This window comes from Enterococcus sp. H57 (assembly GCF_003112495.1).
Taxonomy (GTDB): Bacteria; Bacillota; Bacilli; order Lactobacillales; family Enterococcaceae; genus Enterococcus_B; species Enterococcus_B faecium.
In genome coordinates, this window is the sequence record NZ_BEHC01000007.1 from 99,379 (window position 1) to 115,499 (window position 16,121).

Sequence of the window (16,121 nt, forward strand, 5' to 3'; positions counted from 1 at the left end):
ACTAACATTTCAGGATTATTCTCAGCTAGCCTATTACTGTACGACTAGCTGATTTTCCTGAGTTTGTGTTTGTGGTACATCTGGATAATCCGGATATTCTACTTTAAAAATCATATAACCGTCTTTATCCGGTCCATATAGCTGCGTGAACTGCGCTTCATATAATTGGTTGTAATCAGTTAATGGTCGTTTACTGATCACATAGTCGATCCCTAATTTTTCTGCGTCTTCAAAATTCAACGTGACCGAAAACATATCTGGACGATCTAAAATGAACTTTGTATCTTCCTTAGCGATAAAAGCTCTTGTATGAGCATACCGATTATAATACTTCTCGTATTCTTCTTTCGGATCGATTTTCTTCCATGCAGCTATATCTGGATAAAAGCGTACTGTATTGAAGGATTTCACTCCCAATGTTGGGGTGAAGTTATATAATTCATCTTCAGACAACCAAACTTTACCAGGATCTTGTTGATCGATTTTTTGGATTTCTTTTGCCAGTGTTTTTTCAAAAATCGCTCCTGTACCTTCTACGACTGGATTGACGAAAAAGCCAGATACGATAACTAAGGCGGCAAAAGCGAGGTAAAACAAGCGTCTCCAGCCAAATAATGCAAAAGCTAAAATCACTGTTCCCAACACAGCAACTGCGATGGTTTCAAAATCCGAAAAATAATTATCCATTTTCGAATGCGTAATCGCATAGAAATAAGACCATGCATTTACTGCCAACAAAATGAATTTATACCAAATAGGAATAACATTTTCTCTCCAAATATAAGCGATAAACCAGATCGATAATAAACAAGCCGCAAAACTAAAAGTAAGGATGGCTCTTAATGGAGGAACATAAGACAGCAGAGTGATTTCTGCTAGCCATTTTGGCAACCCAACGGTAATCCAAAAGATAGAAAACAGACAAAAAATCATCAAAATACGTCCCAGTAACTTTTGTTCGCTATCTTTTTTGCCAAATAACACAAATGGACTTGCTAGGAATACAGTTGGAAAAAAGTGATAGAACAGGGCCACTTCAGAGTTATTCGAATAGTTGATATCTTCAAAAGGAATTTTCCAATTTGTAAGGAAAGAAAAAAATTCGCCAATCGTCCACTTTCCTCCAGTACTTACCCGTTTTCCTGGATATAAGGTATTCAAAGAAGCTAACAATGCGTCTTTTGACGTTAGCCAGAAATGAACCATGACTCCGCCAATAAATAAAACTGCCCCTCCAATCAACACTACATCCAACAGATCCCATGAAACTTTCTTGCTATAGTAAATAAGCAGGCCAACAAAATAAAAAATCAGCAAGTACGCCAGCATCACTTGATGGGCTGGGTAAATCACTAAAATAAACCCAATACCGAAAATAACCACCAAAAGCATCATCAACGTTCGTAGCCATTTTTTATCATGATTGTAGAAATAATGATAAAAAGCAGTCATCAGTCCCAAAGTAAAGAAAATCAAATCGCCCACATGTTGCATGAACCACCACTGGACTGCTGGAGAAAATGTCAGCGCAAATGCACCGATTAGCGATAGAGCTTTTTTTCTCTTCGTTAATATCATCAGTACTTCGAATCCAAGCAAGACCATGACGACTAATTTCATCGCCCAATAAAAGGAAAGTCCTCGATCTCTTCCGAGGAAAAAGAATCCCCAGTTGAATGGTTTTCCGATAACCGTAATATCCTTTACAGGAGAATTATACGCAATGATCATGTTTTGTCCGTTTAATGAATAATCCTCGTTCACCAACGGAAAGTCCTCTTCAGCTTGTGAGAGGTAAAAAGGTGTCTGCACCAGCCATTCGTCTGACCGCACTTCCCGATTCTGTCCAAAAATCACATCAGTTTTTTTCCCATCGTCTCTTTGCGACACATATTTATCCCAAACACCAAGTGAACTTCCGTTTAAATTAAAAGTAACGATGACCACGATGACTAAAACGCCAATAAGATAGCGGAGTTTTAGAAACAGGTCAAGCACCAAATTCGAATCTGCCTGGTTCGCTTTTGGCTTTTCTTTTCGTCGTGCACTTCTTGTTTGTTTTTCCATATCATGCTCCAAATTCTATTTGATAAAAGGAAATTACTTATTCATTTTTTTGGCAGCTTCCAGCATTTGCGCAAGTGCTTCTTGCCAAGTTGGTATGACAAATCCTAACGCTTCTGTCTTTTTCAGGCTCATGACTGAATACTGCGGACGTGTTGCTTTTTGCGGAAATTCTTCTGACGTAACAGGTGCAACTTCTACATCTGTATCTTTCAATATTTCTTTTGCGAATTCATACCAAGAACAGCTATTTTCGTTCGACAAATGATAAATACCAAATGGTGCTTTTTCTTCGATGACATATACCATAAATTCTGCCAAAGTACGTGTCCAAGTTGGTCGCCCAAACTGGTCATTTACTACAGTCAGTTTGTCGCGGGTTTCCGCTAGGCGTTGCATCGTGAAGACGAAATTGTGTCCATAGATCCCGAAAACCCAAGAAGTTCGTATGATATAATAGTCTTCTAAAATCTCTTCTACTGCTTTTTCGCCTAATAATTTCGTACGACCATATTCATTTAGTGGATTCGTTTGGTCGTCTACTTCGTATTCTACATTTTTGTTTTTTCCATCGAAAACATAGTCTGTACTGATATAGACGAATTGAGCATTCACAGCTTTTGCTGCAAGTGCTACATTTCTTGTACCATCAACATTGATCTTCTCATCTAATTCTTTTGCTTCTTCTTCTGCTTTATCTACTGCTGTGTAAGCTGCACAATGGAAAATAACATCAGGTTTTAATTCTGTGATGTAAGCCATTGTTTTCTCGGCATCTGTGATATCCAAGTCTTTTGCATCTGTTGAAACATATGGCAGATTTTTTTCATCTAATAAATGGCGCAATTCTGTACCTAGTTGCCCATTTCCTCCAGTTAATAAAAACATATGATTATCCGCTCCTTGATTTTTATTTTAAAAAAGAGACAGGCGAGCGCCTGCCTCACATGTGTTTTTCCATTAATACAGTGACATTTTCTCTGTATTATTGTCCATTTTTGGCATATGCTGCTTCAACGGCCTCTTTTTCTTTTTTCCACCAGTCTTCATGTTCTTCGTACCATTTGATCGTGTCAGCCAACCCATCACGGAAGTTCGTAAACTCAGGCTTCCATCCTAACTCTTCCCGTAATTTTGTCGAATCGATTGCATAACGCAAGTCGTGTCCTGCACGGTCGTTTACATGGTCGTACGCATCTTTTGGTTGACCCATCATTTCTAAGATCAATTCCATCACGGTCTTATTATCTTCTTCACCGTCTGCACCGATCAGATAGGTTTCGCCAATTCTGCCTTTCGTCAAAATCAGCCACACTGCTGAAGAATGATCATTCGTATGGATCCAGTCACGAACATTCTTTCCTTCGCCATATAATTTTGGACGAATACCGCTTAAGATATTCGTTACTTGGCGAGGAATAAATTTTTCAATATGCTGATAAGGACCATAGTTGTTTGAACAGTTTGAAATGGTTGCACGTAAGCCAAAAGAACGCACCCATGCTTTTACTAACAGATCTGAACCAGCTTTTGTAGAAGAATATGGACTTGAAGGATTATATGGTGTTTCCGCAGTGAATTTTTCTCCTTCGCCTTCCCCATGTCCTGGCAGGTCTTCACGTAATGGAAGATCGCCGTAAACCTCGTCAGTAGATACGTGATGATAGCGTACATCATACTTGCGGCAAGCTTCTAAAAGTGTATACGTACCAATGATATTCGTTTGTACAAATGGGAAAGGATCTTTTAATGAATTATCGTTATGGGATTCTGCCGCGTAATGAACAACTGCGTCCGCTTCTTTTACTAGACGGTCCACTAATTCTGCATCTGCAACATCTCCTACGACCAATTCTACGCGATCGCTAGGAAGTCCAGCCAAGTTCTCTTTGTTTCCTGCATAAGTCAGTTTATCCAAAACAGTGACATGCACTTCTGGATGATTGTTTACCACGTAATGAACGAAATTAGAGCCGATGAATCCGGCACCTCCGGTAACAATGATGTTTTTCATAAGAAAATTTCTCCTTAATTCTTAGATTTCTCCGTAAACAAATGGATTTTCTGCTTCAAATTCTTTTAATGTCGGATGACGGTGATCTTTTTCCGACATAATCGCTCTTGATGGATCAATTGGCCAATCAATCGCTAAATCTGGATCATCAAATGCGATGCCCCCATCTGCTTCTGCATTATAGTAATTATCACACTTATAAAGGAAGTTCACATTTGGTGTCAAAGTAACGAATCCATGGGCATATCCTTTAGGTACAAGCAACTGTCGATGATTATGTTCAGATAAGATAAATCCGTCCCATTGACCATAAGTCGGGCTACCTTTGCGGATATCCACTACTACATCTAAAACTGCTCCAGTGACTACCCGAATCAATTTTGTCTGTGCAGCTTCTCCTTTTTGGAAATGAAGCCCCCGAAGGACACCAGCTTCAGCTGATAGTGAATGGTTGTCTTGAACAAAGTCATATTTCAATCCATGTTCTGCAAATTTTGCTTTTGAATAACTTTCTGTGAAGAAACCGCGATGATCGCCAAAGACGTCCATTTCTACGATTTTGACATCTGTTAATTTTGTATCTGTTACTTTCATCTGTAAGGACTCCTTATTCAGCGGCCAAATTCAATAAATATTGACCGTATTGATTTTTTTTCAATGGCTGTGCAAGGGCCAGCAATTGTTCCTTATCGATGTAGCCCATACGGTAAGCAATTTCTTCCAAACAAGCCACTTTTAAGTTCTGACGTTTTTCAATTGTTTCGATAAAGGTAGATGCTTCAAGCAATGATTCATGTGTTCCTGTATCAAGCCAAGCAAATCCGCGTCCCATAAGTTCTACGGATAGTTTTCCTTTATCCAAATATGCTTTATTGACATCCGTAATCTCTAGTTCTCCACGTTCTGAAGGTTTGATACCTTTAGCGATAGAAATTACCTCATTGTCATAAAAATAAAGGCCAGTTACAGCGTAATTTGATTTTGGCTGAGCAGGCTTTTCTTCAATCGACAAAGCTTGCATATTCTCATCAAATTCTACTACACCAAAGCGTTCTGGATCATTGACATGATAGCCAAATACTGTCGCGCCTGTATCTTTTGAAGCTGCTCGTTGCAACATTTTAGACAGACCGCCACCATAGTAAATATTGTCCCCTAATACCAAGCAGACACTATCATCTCCAATAAATTCTTCTCCAATGATAAACGCTTGTGCCAATCCATCTGGACTTTCTTGTACTGCATATTCGATCTGCAGTCCTAAATCATTTCCGTTTCCAAATAATTCCTTGAAACGTGGTGTATCTTGTGGCGTTGAAATAATCAGAATTTCTTTGATTCCCGCCAACATCAGAGTAGACATTGGATAATAAATCATTGGTTTGTCATAAATCGGCATCAATTGTTTCGATGTTGCCTTTGTTAAAGGGTACAGACGTGTTCCGCTGCCCCCAGCAAGAATGATTCCCTTCATGGATATATGCTCTCCTTTTTGATTTCAAATTTCACTTTGTTATTATCTCATCAATTGTTATATTTGTCATGGAAATATTAAGGATTTAAACATCTTTTATCAACGTTTAAACCATTTTCGTTTGATCAACGCCGTAATCAGATGAACACGCCAAGAAATTTTTTGCCGTAATTTAGAATGTGTTTCAATCTCACTCGCGTTTAAATCATGTCTTCGGTACAGAGTTAACGGTTCTCTTAGGAACCCAGTCTTCTTTCCTCCCAGCAAACCAATCCACATATCATGCATCGGCACTTCTGACGGGATCGGCAAAATATCGGGTTTTAAAGAAGACCGGAAAGCCATACCAGCACCAATATAGTGACTTCTTATCACATTATTAAGCCATCCTTCTTTGGAATTTCGAAACGAAAAATACGAATCATGGATCTCTTGCAGCTCGCTGTCCACAATGATTAAATCAGAAACTACTACTAGCTGATCCGGATTCTGCTCAAAATAGTCAGTGATCTTTTTCACTTTTGTCTCCAACCAAACATCATCTTGGTCTGCCAAAAAGATTAGATCTCCTTTCGTCTGCTGGATCGCATAACCAAAATTAGCGATCAATCCTTGACGAGGCCCCGAAAAAAGCTGGATTCGCTTATCTTTTTCTGCGTATTCAGTTAATATATCCCATGTATCATCTACTGACCCATCATCAGAAATGACTACTTCATCTTCTGCTGAAAGCTGAGATAAAATACTATCTAACTGCTCTCTTAAATATCTGCCTCCATTAAAGGTAGCTATACAAACCGAACGCACGAATTCACACCTTCCAATTCTTAACATATGAGCGCAAAGTCATCCGCCAGATATGCCGGTTTTTGACGGTCAAGAACTGTTTAGCTGTTCTTAACAATAATTGTCGTCGGTGACTGGATAAATGCCTTTGATCATATTCATGATAAAATCGATTTTCTGCTTGTAAAATAGAACGGTATCGATTACTTGAAACTTTTTCATAGTCTAAAACCGAAAGATCATGTTCCATTCGTACAGGAAGGATCTCCACAGTTTTTTCCAACTGATCCACTTTCCAAAACAGCCAATGATCCAAAAAATCTAAAGAAAAAGCAGGATTAAACCCGCCAATCTTTTTTAGAAATTTGACAGACCAGGCAACACCTGAATTGATTGCCATGATTCGGTCAGCTGTTGGGCCTTCAACTTCTACTGCTTGAGCTGTACGATTGATATAACGATCTGAATATAGGGGAGAAACTTGTCGGCTCCCAGAAAAAATCATCGGAACTGCAGCAACACATTCATCTGTAAAGGTTACTTTACGCAATAGTTCAAAATAATCGTCGACTAGCCTCGTATCCTGATCCAGAGTGACGAGACAACGTGTTCCTTCATCTGCTTGAGACAACGCAAAATTATAAGCCACCGCTAAACCAGGATTTTGCGGATCATGATGATAAACGATATTTTCTTTTTCAAACAGCTCATTTTGCTGCCTTTGAGGACTATTATCGTAAATAATAAGCTGAATTTGCTTTTCGCTAAGTGCTTTGCTTAATGGTCCATAAGCTGGAGATTGACTGAATAGTTGCTGATAAAGCACAACGACTACTAATATTTCTGGTTTCATCAGAAAAAACGCCACCCCCACTTATTGAAAAATTTCATCATAGAAGTCAAAAACACGCGAAACAGTTTTGCATTTCGATGCGCACCCTTCCCGTAAAAATGGATAACTGCATAAAAGGGTGTGTACAATAACTTGTAACCTGCTTTTTCAAAACTCAAACACAAGTCGTTGTCTTCAAAGTACATGAAGAAACGCTCATCAAACCCCTTTATCTCTTTAAATTTATCAATATCAGCTACCATAAAACTACCTGAGATCATCCGTACATAACTATTAGCATCAGTAGGCAATCCTCGGCATTCAAACACAGCCAGTCGTTTGTCAAACTTTTTTTTGACCCATTTGAAAGGCACAAAGCGCAAAACGTAATCAAAAACAGCCAGCTGCTCACGGATGAGGTGCTGAGTTGTTCCATCTTCATTAAGAATCTTAGGTGCTAACATCGCACATTCCGGATGTTCTTTCAATAACAAGACCAATGCTGTAACTGTCTCTTCATCCACTAAAATATCTGGGTTACAAATAATGCCATAGCGAGAATCGCTAGCTATCAGATTGTGATTATGTCCATAACCAAATCCGGAATTTTCATCATGAAAATAGATATCGATGTAGGGATATTTCCTATACTCTGTTAGTCTTTTTTTGTACTCGGGAAGTGAATTGTTGTCAAAAATTCGGATTTTTACTGCTGTTTCATCTTTTACAGTTGAAATAAAATTATCTAGTGTCCGAAAAATTTTATCACTGTTTGCCGTCACAATACTAATAAGGATCGGCTGGTTTAATTTGTTATTCATCTATATGACGGTTCCATTTCTTCAAATATTTCTGTTTTACTTGCGTACGGTACTCTTTATTCCCTAAAAATCGCAATGTTTTTAAAATAAACTGATGTTTCTCATTGATCAGACCAATCAATTCAAATAATAAAATTGCAGCAAACAACATGGCAATAATCAATATGATCGTTCCGATTCTTCCAGTATAATTCATGACCATAGCTGTGAAAGAAAACATCAAAGCCATCGCATAAATCGTCAGGACAGCACCTTTATGAGTAAAGCCTAAACTGATTAGTCGGTGATGAAGATGTTTTTTATCTGCTGTAGAAAAAGAAACACGGTTTGCTTTTCTCCTAATGATAGCAAAAAACGTGTCTGTTACCGGCACTCCCATGACGATCAGCAAAGAAATCGATGAAACAAAAGTCACGTTCTTCAGCCCTTGTAGTGAAAGGACGGCCATCATAAACCCTAGGAATAGAGCTCCTGTATCGCCTAAATAAATCTTTGCCGGATAAAAATTGTAAGGAAAAAAACCGATAATACTTGCTACAAGACAGAAAATAACAACTGGAATATACACTGTAGAAGCATGGAGGAAAAAATATCCAATGATTCCTATCGTAATTAAACCGATCAATGAAATCCCTGCCGCCAGCCCATCCAAACCGTCAATCAGATTGACCGCATTCGTGATACCGAAGATCCAAAAAATCGTTACGGGAAAACTAAGCCAGCCTAGTTGGATATATCCAATAAAAGGAAGCGTGAAGGAATCAATACGTATATCTGCTACAAAATAAATAATAAGAGAAGCAATCAAGATCCCTATACTTTTTTGTTTAGGTGTCAGCTCATATTTATCATCGAGCACTCCTGTGACTATGATTACTAAAGAAGCAATCAAGATCGGTACAATATACGATTGAGGGATAATTTTACGGAATAAGAATAAAGTCGATATAACAAATGAAATAAAGATAGGCAGTCCGCCCGCTGAAGGCATTGGAACTTTATTTATTCTTCTTTCATTTGGTTTGTCGACCATACCTGTTTGTACTGAAATGATTTTGAATACAGGTGTTAATATCAGTGATAATAAAATTGTCAGAAAAAATCTTATAACCATACTAAAAGAAACAAGCATATGGGCACCTACTTTAATTAAGAGTCATAATTATTATAAATTACTGATATAAATTTACAATAAGAACTCTTGTTTCTACTTTTTTTTATGAGAAAATTTAGTTTTCAATTTATTGAACCATTTTCGGCTTGGATCTCGACGTTTTTTGATTTGATGACCCGTCACGTATTCTTGAACAACTGCATTGATGATTCCGCCCAAAATGATGATCGTAGCAGCAAAATTAAGCCAAAGCATGAGTACAATAAAACTTCCTATGATCTGATAACCGCTGATCCTCGTTGCAAAATACCTAGCATAGATACTAAACACTTGTGATAACAGCATCCAGCCGACAGTAGCGAAGATCGTGCCCGGAATGATCGTCTTCAACTTCAACTGAGCATTAGGGACAATTAAATAAATCAAGAACATGATGACAAATAAAGCTACCAATGTGATTGGCCACTTCAAAGTTTGGAACTGATCGATAAAGTTCACGGGTATTTGTACGATTGGCTGAATAGCATCCAAAATCAGCTGTCCCAACCCAAGAACGATAGTTACCCCACTAATAGCAATCATGAACAAGACAATGACAATTAGTGAGAAGAAACGGACGATCAAAAAATTTTTTCTATTTTCTACGCCATACGCTTTATTCATCGCAATTTGCAAAGCATTGATACTTTGACTTGCAGACCATAAAGCCGCTAATGCAGAAACGGATAACAAGCCTCCTGAACTTTGTGTCAAAAGGTCTTTGATTGCAGGACCGATAAACTGGTAAACGGTCTCAGGAATCACTTCTCGTAAATAGGTCAGTACAGTCTCTTGATCGATGTGGAGAAACGGTAAAATATTACCAAAAGCAATAATCAATGGAAATAAAGACAAGAGTAAATAATAAGCAACGACGACAGAGGTCGTACTCATTTCTGAATCAGTGATGCGCTTTTGAGTCGTCTCAATAAAGCGCATCAGATTTTCATTTTGTTTTATTTTGTTCCAAACTTTCATGTACCTCTCCCGTACCTATTGACTGGCTAGATCAATAAGTGCCTTCTTCTCCTTGTGATGTCAAAATTCTTGGACCATCTTTAGTAATAGCCAATGTATGTTCATATTGGCAAGAAAGTCCGCCGTCTCTTGTATACGCAGTCCAGCCGTTAGGATCCATTTTCATTTTCCAAGTTCCGGTATTAACCATAGGTTCGATCGTGATAACCATGCCTTCTTTCAACCGCAACCCTTTTCCAGCTTCTCCGTAATGAGGAACTGCTGGTTCTTCATGAATCGTAGGACCAACGCCATGACCAATAAAATCACGAACGATCGCTAGATTTTCGCCTTCTACATAAGTTTGGATAGCATGACCGATGTCACCAATCCGATTCCCTACTTGTGCTTGCTCAATACCGATGTACAAAGCTTTCTTCGTTACTTCCATCAATCGGTCGATCTCAGGTGTAGATTCTCCAACTACATAGGCCCAACAAGAATCAGAAATGCCGCCTTTCAAATCGATACACATATCGACTTTTACCAAATCACCGTTTTTCAAAGGCTTTTTACGAGGGAATCCATGACAAATTTCATCATTTATACTGATACAAGTCGCATATTCATACCCTTCAAAGCCAATTTGCGCAGCAATTCCGCCATGACTCTCGATATAGTTTCTGACAAATACCTCAATATCCCAACTTGTGATTCCTGGTTTTATAAAATCACGCAGATTTTTATGTACATCTGCTAATAAAGCTCCAGATTCTGCCATCATTTCAATTTCACGTGCTGATTTTAAAGTAATCATATTTTCGTCTCCTTTTTACAAATCCCTCTCATTTTAACATAGCGGCATACATTTAGCCAAATGACATTCCCCAGGTGTCTCTAGGTTTTATTTTCTTTTCAATGATGTTTTGGTATAATTCATAATTGTTAAATAATTATAAACGAGGAGGCACATCATGGCTTTAGCAAAAATCGTATATGCTAGCATGACAGGAAACACTGAAGAAATCGCCGATATTGTTGCAGAAGCATTTGAAAATCTGGATATCGAAGTCGAAATCAACGAATGTACCCAAGTAGATGCAGATGAATTCGAGGAGGCAGATATTTGCGTAGTAGCTACTTATACATACGATGATGGCGATCTGCCTGATGAGATCGTAGACTTTTATGAAGACTTGCAAGAATTGGATCTATTGGGAAAAATTTACGGTGTCTGCGGATCTGGTGATACTTTTTACGATGAATTCTGCAAATCGGTGGATGATTTCGATGCTGCTTTTGCAAAAACAGGCGCATCAAAAGGAGCCGAAAATGTTAAAGTGGATCTGAATGCTGAAGAAGAAGATATCGAAAATTTAGAAGCTTTCGCTAAAGAACTAGTCGCAAAAATTTAATATACTTGCAATAAAAGAGCCATCCAGATTTATTCAATCTGTATGGCTCTTTTATTCATTGCATTCATGGAAGAGTTCTTCGGGAGTTAAAAATGCATACGCTGTAAGAAAAACGAACTTTTCCTTATTTTGACACATCTCTTGTTACCTACTGATTTGTGGAACTTTTGAGTATATTCAATCGATTTCGATTGGTTCTTTGAATTTCAAGATAGCATCTATACTGTCTTGGATCATCTTTTCAATCTGTTCATCAGTTGGATGGATGATGCTTGAAGACATCAAAGCTGCGATCCCAGTAGCTATGATCCATGTCCCATTATACAAAGATTCGATCTGCTCTTCTGAAAGATTCACATAAGCTGGATCGCGTTTCACTGTATTCACAAAGTAAGTATAAGAGAAATTCTGCATCTCTTTTCCTCCACCATATTCTTCTAAGTACAGTGAACGATACAACTTCTTCTCTCTTCTTGCAAAATGGATATAATTAAAAGCAAGATCGATAATCGTATTCCCTGTATGCTCAACAGTGAACACTTCATATTGTAAATGATCATAGATCTGCTCAAAAAGAGCTTGTCTCAAGTCATCCATATTTTTAAACTCAAGATAAATCGGTTGCGTGGAACAATTCATTTTGTTCGCGATGTTTCTCGCAGTAAATCGTGTAAATCCATCGGTGGCAGCTACTTCATAAGCAGCTGCCAAAATCTGTTCTCTAGTAATCGTCTTTTTTCTTGCCATATTTTTTTAATCTCCTTAATTTTTTTATAACGCTTCCACCATTGATTAATTTCATTGTAACATGTTTTTTTGATATGCAAAATTAGTTTTTGATTTTCTTCACAAGCTGAAATAGCAAGTAGTAACATATATCATGAAACTTAACCTTAAAAAAATAACCTCCTTTTTTTATTTAAAGCCTCATTGTTTGAATCATAATTAAATGGTATCATGATAATAGTTACCAGAAAAAATGGTGAGGAGGAATTTTTATTATGTTATCTGATTTTAATGAACTTCTAAAAAAATATGCACGCTTAATTGCAGAAACTGGCGTAGCCACAGAAAAAGGACACACAGTTGTTTTACAGATCAGCGTGGAACAGGCACCCCTTGCTCGATTGATCACACAAGAAGCTTATAAACTAGGAGCCGCTGAGGTTATCGTTCAATGGACTGACGACCAGATCCAAAGAGAATTTCTTTTACATGCTGCAACGGATCGTATTGAGAATGTACCACAATCTAAAATCGATCAAGCGGATGAATGGCTTGAAAAAGGAGCAAGCAGGATCAGCGTTGTTTCTGCCGATCCCGATGCATTTGCTGGTGTAGATAGCCATCGAGTAGCGTCTTATCAATCAGCGAATGGCAAAGCACTAATGAATTTACGCAAGGCAACTCAAGCAAATAAAGTCAGTTGGACTGTCGTGGCTGCGGCTGGTAAACAATGGGCAGCAAAAGTCTTCCCAGAACTGCCAGAAGAAAAACAAGTTGAGGCATTATGGGATCAGATTTTCAAAACGACTCGTGTCTATGAAGAAGACCCTGTCTTAGCATGGAAGAAGCATGATGAAAAATTAGCAAAAAAAGCAGAAGAATTGAATCGAGAACAATTTTCTGCCCTTCACTATACTGCTCCCGGTACAGATATCATTATCGGATTGCCTAAAAACCATCTTTGGGAAGGCGCTGGAAGCTATAATGCTCGTAGAGAAAAATTCATGGCAAATATGCCGACGGAAGAAGTGTTCACAGCACCTGACAGTCATCGAGTAGATGGTTACATTTCAAGTACAAAGCCACTGAGTTATGCTGGCACCATCATCTCGGGTATGAAATTTACTTTTAAAGATGGAAAAGTTGTTGATTTTTCTGCCGAACAAGGAGAAGATGTCTTAGCAAAACTGCTTGATACAGATGAAGGTGCGCGTCGTTTAGGAGAAGTCGCACTTGTACCTGACCCTTCACCTATTTCTCAATCTGGCATCATCTTTTTCAATACATTATTTGATGAAAACGCATCGAATCACTTAGCACTAGGTTCTGCTTATGCCTTCAGTGTGAAAGGCGGTACAGAAATGTCCGATGAAGAATTAGCAGAAGCTGGATTGAATAGAAGTCAAACCCACGTAGATTTCATGGTAGGATCTGACAAGATGGATATCGACGGAATCCGTGAAGATGGCTCTACAGTACCGATTTTCCGAAATGGCGATTGGGCTTGAGTATACTTTCGCACACATGCAAAAAATAATATAAAGCATAGAATAAAGGATCTAAGCTATTGGCTTAGATCCTTTATTTCGCTAAACAACCCCACCGTTTTTTTATATGGTACTTTGAAAAGGAAAGTTGTAAGTATTAACCCATCAGCTATTACTAAAAATAATAAAAAGTCATCTCCAGTTCATTCCCATTGGCTTTACGTAAAGCTTCAAGTTATACCGCTAGAGTTAAGAACGATATATCTTTCGTTGGATAGGACTGGTATAAGCCAATCGAAATCGTTTAATTCGAATCTATTGAAGTATGAAAATCAACTACACCGTCGACCTAGTAAGTTTTTCTTTAGTAATCAATTTTTCCCTATTTTCTCTTCGACTGTTTATTGATGGACTAAGACATACGCATGCATCTATTTTACTTTATCAAGGAGTAAATATACTTAGCGTATCGAAACGTTTAGGACATAGCAGTTTAGAAACTACAATGTCTACTTATACAAAATAACCCCCTGTACCGCAAAGGATACAGGGGTTATTTGTACGTTCCTGACTGGAATTGAACCAGCGACCTATCGCTTAGGAGGCGATTGCTCTATCCTACTGAGCTACAGGAACAATTTCAATAAATCAATTGTAGCTTGTTTGTTTTTTACTTGCAAGCTTATCTGCTAAAAAAATCAGCTTATAAGTTAGGCAAAACGTTTCCACTAGTCCTTAACAGATGATAAACTAGAGGTAGAATGAAATAATGTAGGGAGGTTCTTTCCAATGAATGATAAGCCAAAAGAAAAAGTATACGCAGAACGCTTAGATTCATCTAAAAAAAATCGGGAAAAGATTACGAAAGAAGCAATCCAAGACCACAAAAAAGAAAACCCTAAAACAAAAGAAAACAAAAAATTCAAATTTACGAAAAAAGAGGATTTACTTTAACATTTTCCTTCAAATGCCAAATGAAAAACAAAAGGGTGGTGACAAAAATATTGTCATCACCCGTTTTTTATCAAAAATAGTCATTAAGAATTGGCTGTTGCTGTGGCAAGATTGAGCTTAACGTTTCTTCATATTCTTTTGTCACCTGTATTCTTTCTTGGAATACCAACTCTTCCACTTTACGATACCCTAATAATAGCTGCGTGATATGTTGGATACTTCCTCGAACGATTGGGAGTTTTGTTTGTTCTACTTTTGAGAGATGATTTTTTCCATTTTCGATTGTTACTTCCACGATTCCTTCATTCCATTTCGCATAATGATCTTCTTCTATTTGTAGGGCAAATGCAGCTTGTCTCTTTTTAAATGGATAATTTTCCAAAAACAAAGAAATATCTACGATCCTCGCCATCATATAAGGTGTGATCATTACAGAAGCAAATGGATTTTCTAATAGATAATTTTGATCATTACCGCCGTAGCCGCATGAATATTCAAATGTTTCAAAAGCACCATTGTGAGAACTTACGAAGCGAACAAGGCTGCAAAAAGCATCATGATCCAAAAATCCCCACTCCGCAATAATAAAGGAAGACGTTGCAAGCTGATAAACGATATATCCCGTTGCTTCCTCATTATCATCAAAATGCAAAGCAAACTGGTAATTGCCTTTTTGCTTGAATTTATACGTATACCACCAGTCTTCGCGCTTCAGACCAGCTCGTTGGTTTTCCGGCATCTGTTCATAAATTCTTCTGATTGCAGCTTTTGCATCTTCAAAATCCATACGCTTTATTTTTCCAGATTTTTTTTTGATAAACGGCACATCACGACTGTTTAGTTGATAACTGATTTTATCAAATGATTGTTCATAGCCATAGCGCCGATAGAAGGGATAGGAGAATGGCGCCAGATAAGATAAGCTTACTTTACGATCACGGCAATCTTCAAGGATCTTTTCCATGATCTGATTGATCCCGCCTTGTCCCCTTGCTTCTGGATAAGAAGCAACATAGCCAATGCCGGCCATTAGGTACTCTTGTCCGTAAAAATTCACTGGAAAAGGGGTCGCCATGACTTGACTTGTTAGCCGATCCTCCTCATCAAAAAATCCGTAATTCCAAGAATTCTCCGCAAGTGTACGAAAACGTTCTCGCCTTTCAGGTGTATCTGCCCCATTAAATGCATAAGTGGCTAAATCAAACATTTCCTCAATCGAAGATACACCTAGCTCTCTTACTTTGTTTGTCATTTTGCTGCCCCTTCCTACAAAAAAGCTAGTGAGGATTCGCAGGAAAGATCTATCTTCCTATGAAAAATTCCTTCTAGCTTACTTCATTTTTCAATATCTTAATTGTCAAATTAAGTTAGACAGATCATCAATACTTACGTAACTCAAAAATACTTCCAAAGGTGTTCGATAATCCAGTGATTTTCT

The 16,121-nt window shown here is 38.0% G+C and carries 16 protein-coding genes, 1 tRNA gene and 1 pseudogene; 4 read left to right on the forward strand and 14 right to left on the reverse strand.

Going from position 1 to position 16,121, the window contains the following annotated elements; translation table 11 throughout:
• Window positions 1–33: 33 nt before the first annotated feature.
• The 11 genes from DIZ30_RS02565 to map all read right to left on the reverse strand — a co-directional run bounded on the left by DIZ30_RS02565 (window position 34) and on the right by map (window position 10,918).
• The gene (locus DIZ30_RS02565; RefSeq protein WP_109023073.1) at window positions 34–2,067 is read right to left on the reverse strand and encodes a hypothetical protein; all 2,034 of its coding nucleotides are present in this window, start codon (window positions 2,065–2,067) and stop codon (window positions 34–36) included.
• A 33-nt stretch (window positions 2,068–2,100) separates the two neighbouring features.
• The gene (gene rfbD / locus DIZ30_RS02570) at window positions 2,101–2,952 is read right to left on the reverse strand and encodes a dTDP-4-dehydrorhamnose reductase (RefSeq protein ID WP_002294531.1); all 852 of its coding nucleotides are present in this window, start codon (window positions 2,950–2,952) and stop codon (window positions 2,101–2,103) included.
• A gap of 97 nt (window positions 2,953–3,049) precedes the next feature.
• Window positions 3,050–4,078, reverse strand: coding sequence for a dTDP-glucose 4,6-dehydratase (gene rfbB, locus DIZ30_RS02575; RefSeq protein ID WP_002294532.1), 1,029 nt, complete (start codon window positions 4,076–4,078; stop codon window positions 3,050–3,052).
• 21 nt (window positions 4,079–4,099) lie between these two features.
• Window positions 4,100–4,672, reverse strand: a complete 573-nt coding sequence (gene rfbC, locus DIZ30_RS02580; RefSeq protein WP_002286442.1) for a dTDP-4-dehydrorhamnose 3,5-epimerase — start codon at window positions 4,670–4,672, stop codon at window positions 4,100–4,102.
• A 13-nt stretch (window positions 4,673–4,685) separates the two neighbouring features.
• Window positions 4,686–5,552, reverse strand: coding sequence for a glucose-1-phosphate thymidylyltransferase RfbA (gene rfbA, locus DIZ30_RS02585; RefSeq protein WP_002286449.1), 867 nt, complete (start codon window positions 5,550–5,552; stop codon window positions 4,686–4,688).
• Window positions 5,553–5,651: 99 nt separating this feature from the next.
• Window positions 5,652–6,359, reverse strand: a complete 708-nt coding sequence (locus DIZ30_RS02590) for a glycosyltransferase family 2 protein (RefSeq protein WP_002286451.1) — start codon at window positions 6,357–6,359, stop codon at window positions 5,652–5,654.
• A 4-nt stretch (window positions 6,360–6,363) separates the two neighbouring features.
• On the reverse strand, window positions 6,364–7,191 hold the full coding sequence (locus DIZ30_RS02595) for a glycosyltransferase (protein WP_002323264.1): 828 nt from the start codon (window positions 7,189–7,191) through the stop codon (window positions 6,364–6,366).
• Window positions 7,191–7,991: a glycosyltransferase gene (locus tag DIZ30_RS02600; RefSeq protein ID WP_002286455.1), complete on the reverse strand. Its 801-nt coding sequence runs from the start codon at window positions 7,989–7,991 to the stop codon at window positions 7,191–7,193. Before DIZ30_RS02600 ends, DIZ30_RS02595 begins: the two co-directional genes overlap by 1 nt.
• Window positions 7,984–9,123: an MraY family glycosyltransferase gene (locus tag DIZ30_RS02605; protein ID WP_002286457.1), complete on the reverse strand. Its 1,140-nt coding sequence runs from the start codon at window positions 9,121–9,123 to the stop codon at window positions 7,984–7,986. Before DIZ30_RS02605 ends, DIZ30_RS02600 begins: the two co-directional genes overlap by 8 nt.
• Before the next feature lie 75 nt (window positions 9,124–9,198).
• The gene (locus DIZ30_RS02610) at window positions 9,199–10,122 is read right to left on the reverse strand and encodes a YihY/virulence factor BrkB family protein (RefSeq protein ID WP_002286461.1); all 924 of its coding nucleotides are present in this window, start codon (window positions 10,120–10,122) and stop codon (window positions 9,199–9,201) included.
• Between the two features lie 31 nt (window positions 10,123–10,153).
• Complete coding sequence (map, locus tag DIZ30_RS02615; protein WP_002294533.1) at window positions 10,154–10,918, reverse strand: type I methionyl aminopeptidase; 765 nt, start codon at window positions 10,916–10,918, stop codon at window positions 10,154–10,156.
• Between the two features lie 157 nt (window positions 10,919–11,075).
• On the opposite strand from map, the gene DIZ30_RS02620 reads away from it, so the two are divergent.
• Window positions 11,076–11,516, forward strand: coding sequence for a flavodoxin (locus DIZ30_RS02620; protein ID WP_002286465.1), 441 nt, complete (start codon window positions 11,076–11,078; stop codon window positions 11,514–11,516).
• A gap of 177 nt (window positions 11,517–11,693) precedes the next feature.
• Here DIZ30_RS02620 and DIZ30_RS02625 read toward each other — a convergent pair whose 3' ends face one another.
• On the reverse strand, window positions 11,694–12,263 hold the full coding sequence (locus DIZ30_RS02625) for a TetR/AcrR family transcriptional regulator (RefSeq protein ID WP_002286467.1): 570 nt from the start codon (window positions 12,261–12,263) through the stop codon (window positions 11,694–11,696).
• Window positions 12,264–12,517: 254 nt separating this feature from the next.
• On the opposite strand from DIZ30_RS02625, the gene DIZ30_RS02630 reads away from it, so the two are divergent.
• Both DIZ30_RS02630 and DIZ30_RS13615 read left to right on the forward strand, forming a co-directional pair.
• Complete coding sequence (locus tag DIZ30_RS02630; protein ID WP_109023074.1) at window positions 12,518–13,750, forward strand: aminopeptidase; 1,233 nt, start codon at window positions 12,518–12,520, stop codon at window positions 13,748–13,750.
• A gap of 382 nt (window positions 13,751–14,132) precedes the next feature.
• Window positions 14,133–14,246: pseudogene (locus tag DIZ30_RS13615) on the forward strand (tyrosine-type recombinase/integrase); the annotation flags it as partial.
• Between the two features lie 45 nt (window positions 14,247–14,291).
• Here the strand turns inward: DIZ30_RS13615 and DIZ30_RS02645 are convergent.
• A tRNA-Arg gene (locus tag DIZ30_RS02645) sits at window positions 14,292–14,365 on the reverse strand.
• A 153-nt stretch (window positions 14,366–14,518) separates the two neighbouring features.
• On the opposite strand from DIZ30_RS02645, the gene DIZ30_RS13485 reads away from it, so the two are divergent.
• Window positions 14,519–14,683: a hypothetical protein gene (locus DIZ30_RS13485; RefSeq protein WP_002286676.1), complete on the forward strand. Its 165-nt coding sequence runs from the start codon at window positions 14,519–14,521 to the stop codon at window positions 14,681–14,683.
• Window positions 14,684–14,753: 70 nt separating this feature from the next.
• Here DIZ30_RS13485 and eis read toward each other — a convergent pair whose 3' ends face one another.
• Entirely contained in the window at window positions 14,754–15,935 is a 1,182-nt protein-coding gene (gene eis, locus DIZ30_RS02650) for an enhanced intracellular survival protein Eis (RefSeq protein ID WP_002286589.1), read from the reverse strand.
• Window positions 15,936–16,121: the final 186 nt, after the last annotated feature.

Coding starts and splice junctions, on each gene's coding strand:
- rfbA (WP_002286449.1), bottom strand. CDS start 5,552: ATGAAGGGAATCATTCTTGCTGGGGGCAGCGGAACACGTCTGTACCCT.
- rfbD (WP_002294531.1), bottom strand. CDS start 2,952: ATGTTTTTATTAACTGGAGGAAATGGGCAACTAGGTACAGAATTGCGC.
- rfbB (WP_002294532.1), bottom strand. CDS start 4,078: ATGAAAAACATCATTGTTACCGGAGGTGCCGGATTCATCGGCTCTAAT.
- DIZ30_RS02610 (WP_002286461.1), bottom strand. CDS start 10,122: ATGAAAGTTTGGAACAAAATAAAACAAAATGAAAATCTGATGCGCTTT.
- DIZ30_RS13485 (WP_002286676.1), top strand. CDS start 14,519: ATGAATGATAAGCCAAAAGAAAAAGTATACGCAGAACGCTTAGATTCA.
- DIZ30_RS02600 (WP_002286455.1), bottom strand. CDS start 7,991: ATGAATAACAAATTAAACCAGCCGATCCTTATTAGTATTGTGACGGCA.
- DIZ30_RS02605 (WP_002286457.1), bottom strand. CDS start 9,123: ATGCTTGTTTCTTTTAGTATGGTTATAAGATTTTTTCTGACAATTTTA.
- map (WP_002294533.1), bottom strand. CDS start 10,918: ATGATTACTTTAAAATCAGCACGTGAAATTGAAATGATGGCAGAATCT.
- eis (WP_002286589.1), bottom strand. CDS start 15,935: ATGACAAACAAAGTAAGAGAGCTAGGTGTATCTTCGATTGAGGAAATG.
- DIZ30_RS02630 (WP_109023074.1), top strand. CDS start 12,518: ATGTTATCTGATTTTAATGAACTTCTAAAAAAATATGCACGCTTAATT.
- rfbC (WP_002286442.1), bottom strand. CDS start 4,672: ATGAAAGTAACAGATACAAAATTAACAGATGTCAAAATCGTAGAAATG.
- DIZ30_RS02620 (WP_002286465.1), top strand. CDS start 11,076: ATGGCTTTAGCAAAAATCGTATATGCTAGCATGACAGGAAACACTGAA.
- DIZ30_RS02565 (WP_109023073.1), bottom strand. CDS start 2,067: ATGGAAAAACAAACAAGAAGTGCACGACGAAAAGAAAAGCCAAAAGCG.
- DIZ30_RS02625 (WP_002286467.1), bottom strand. CDS start 12,263: ATGGCAAGAAAAAAGACGATTACTAGAGAACAGATTTTGGCAGCTGCT.
- DIZ30_RS02595 (WP_002323264.1), bottom strand. CDS start 7,191: ATGAAACCAGAAATATTAGTAGTCGTTGTGCTTTATCAGCAACTATTC.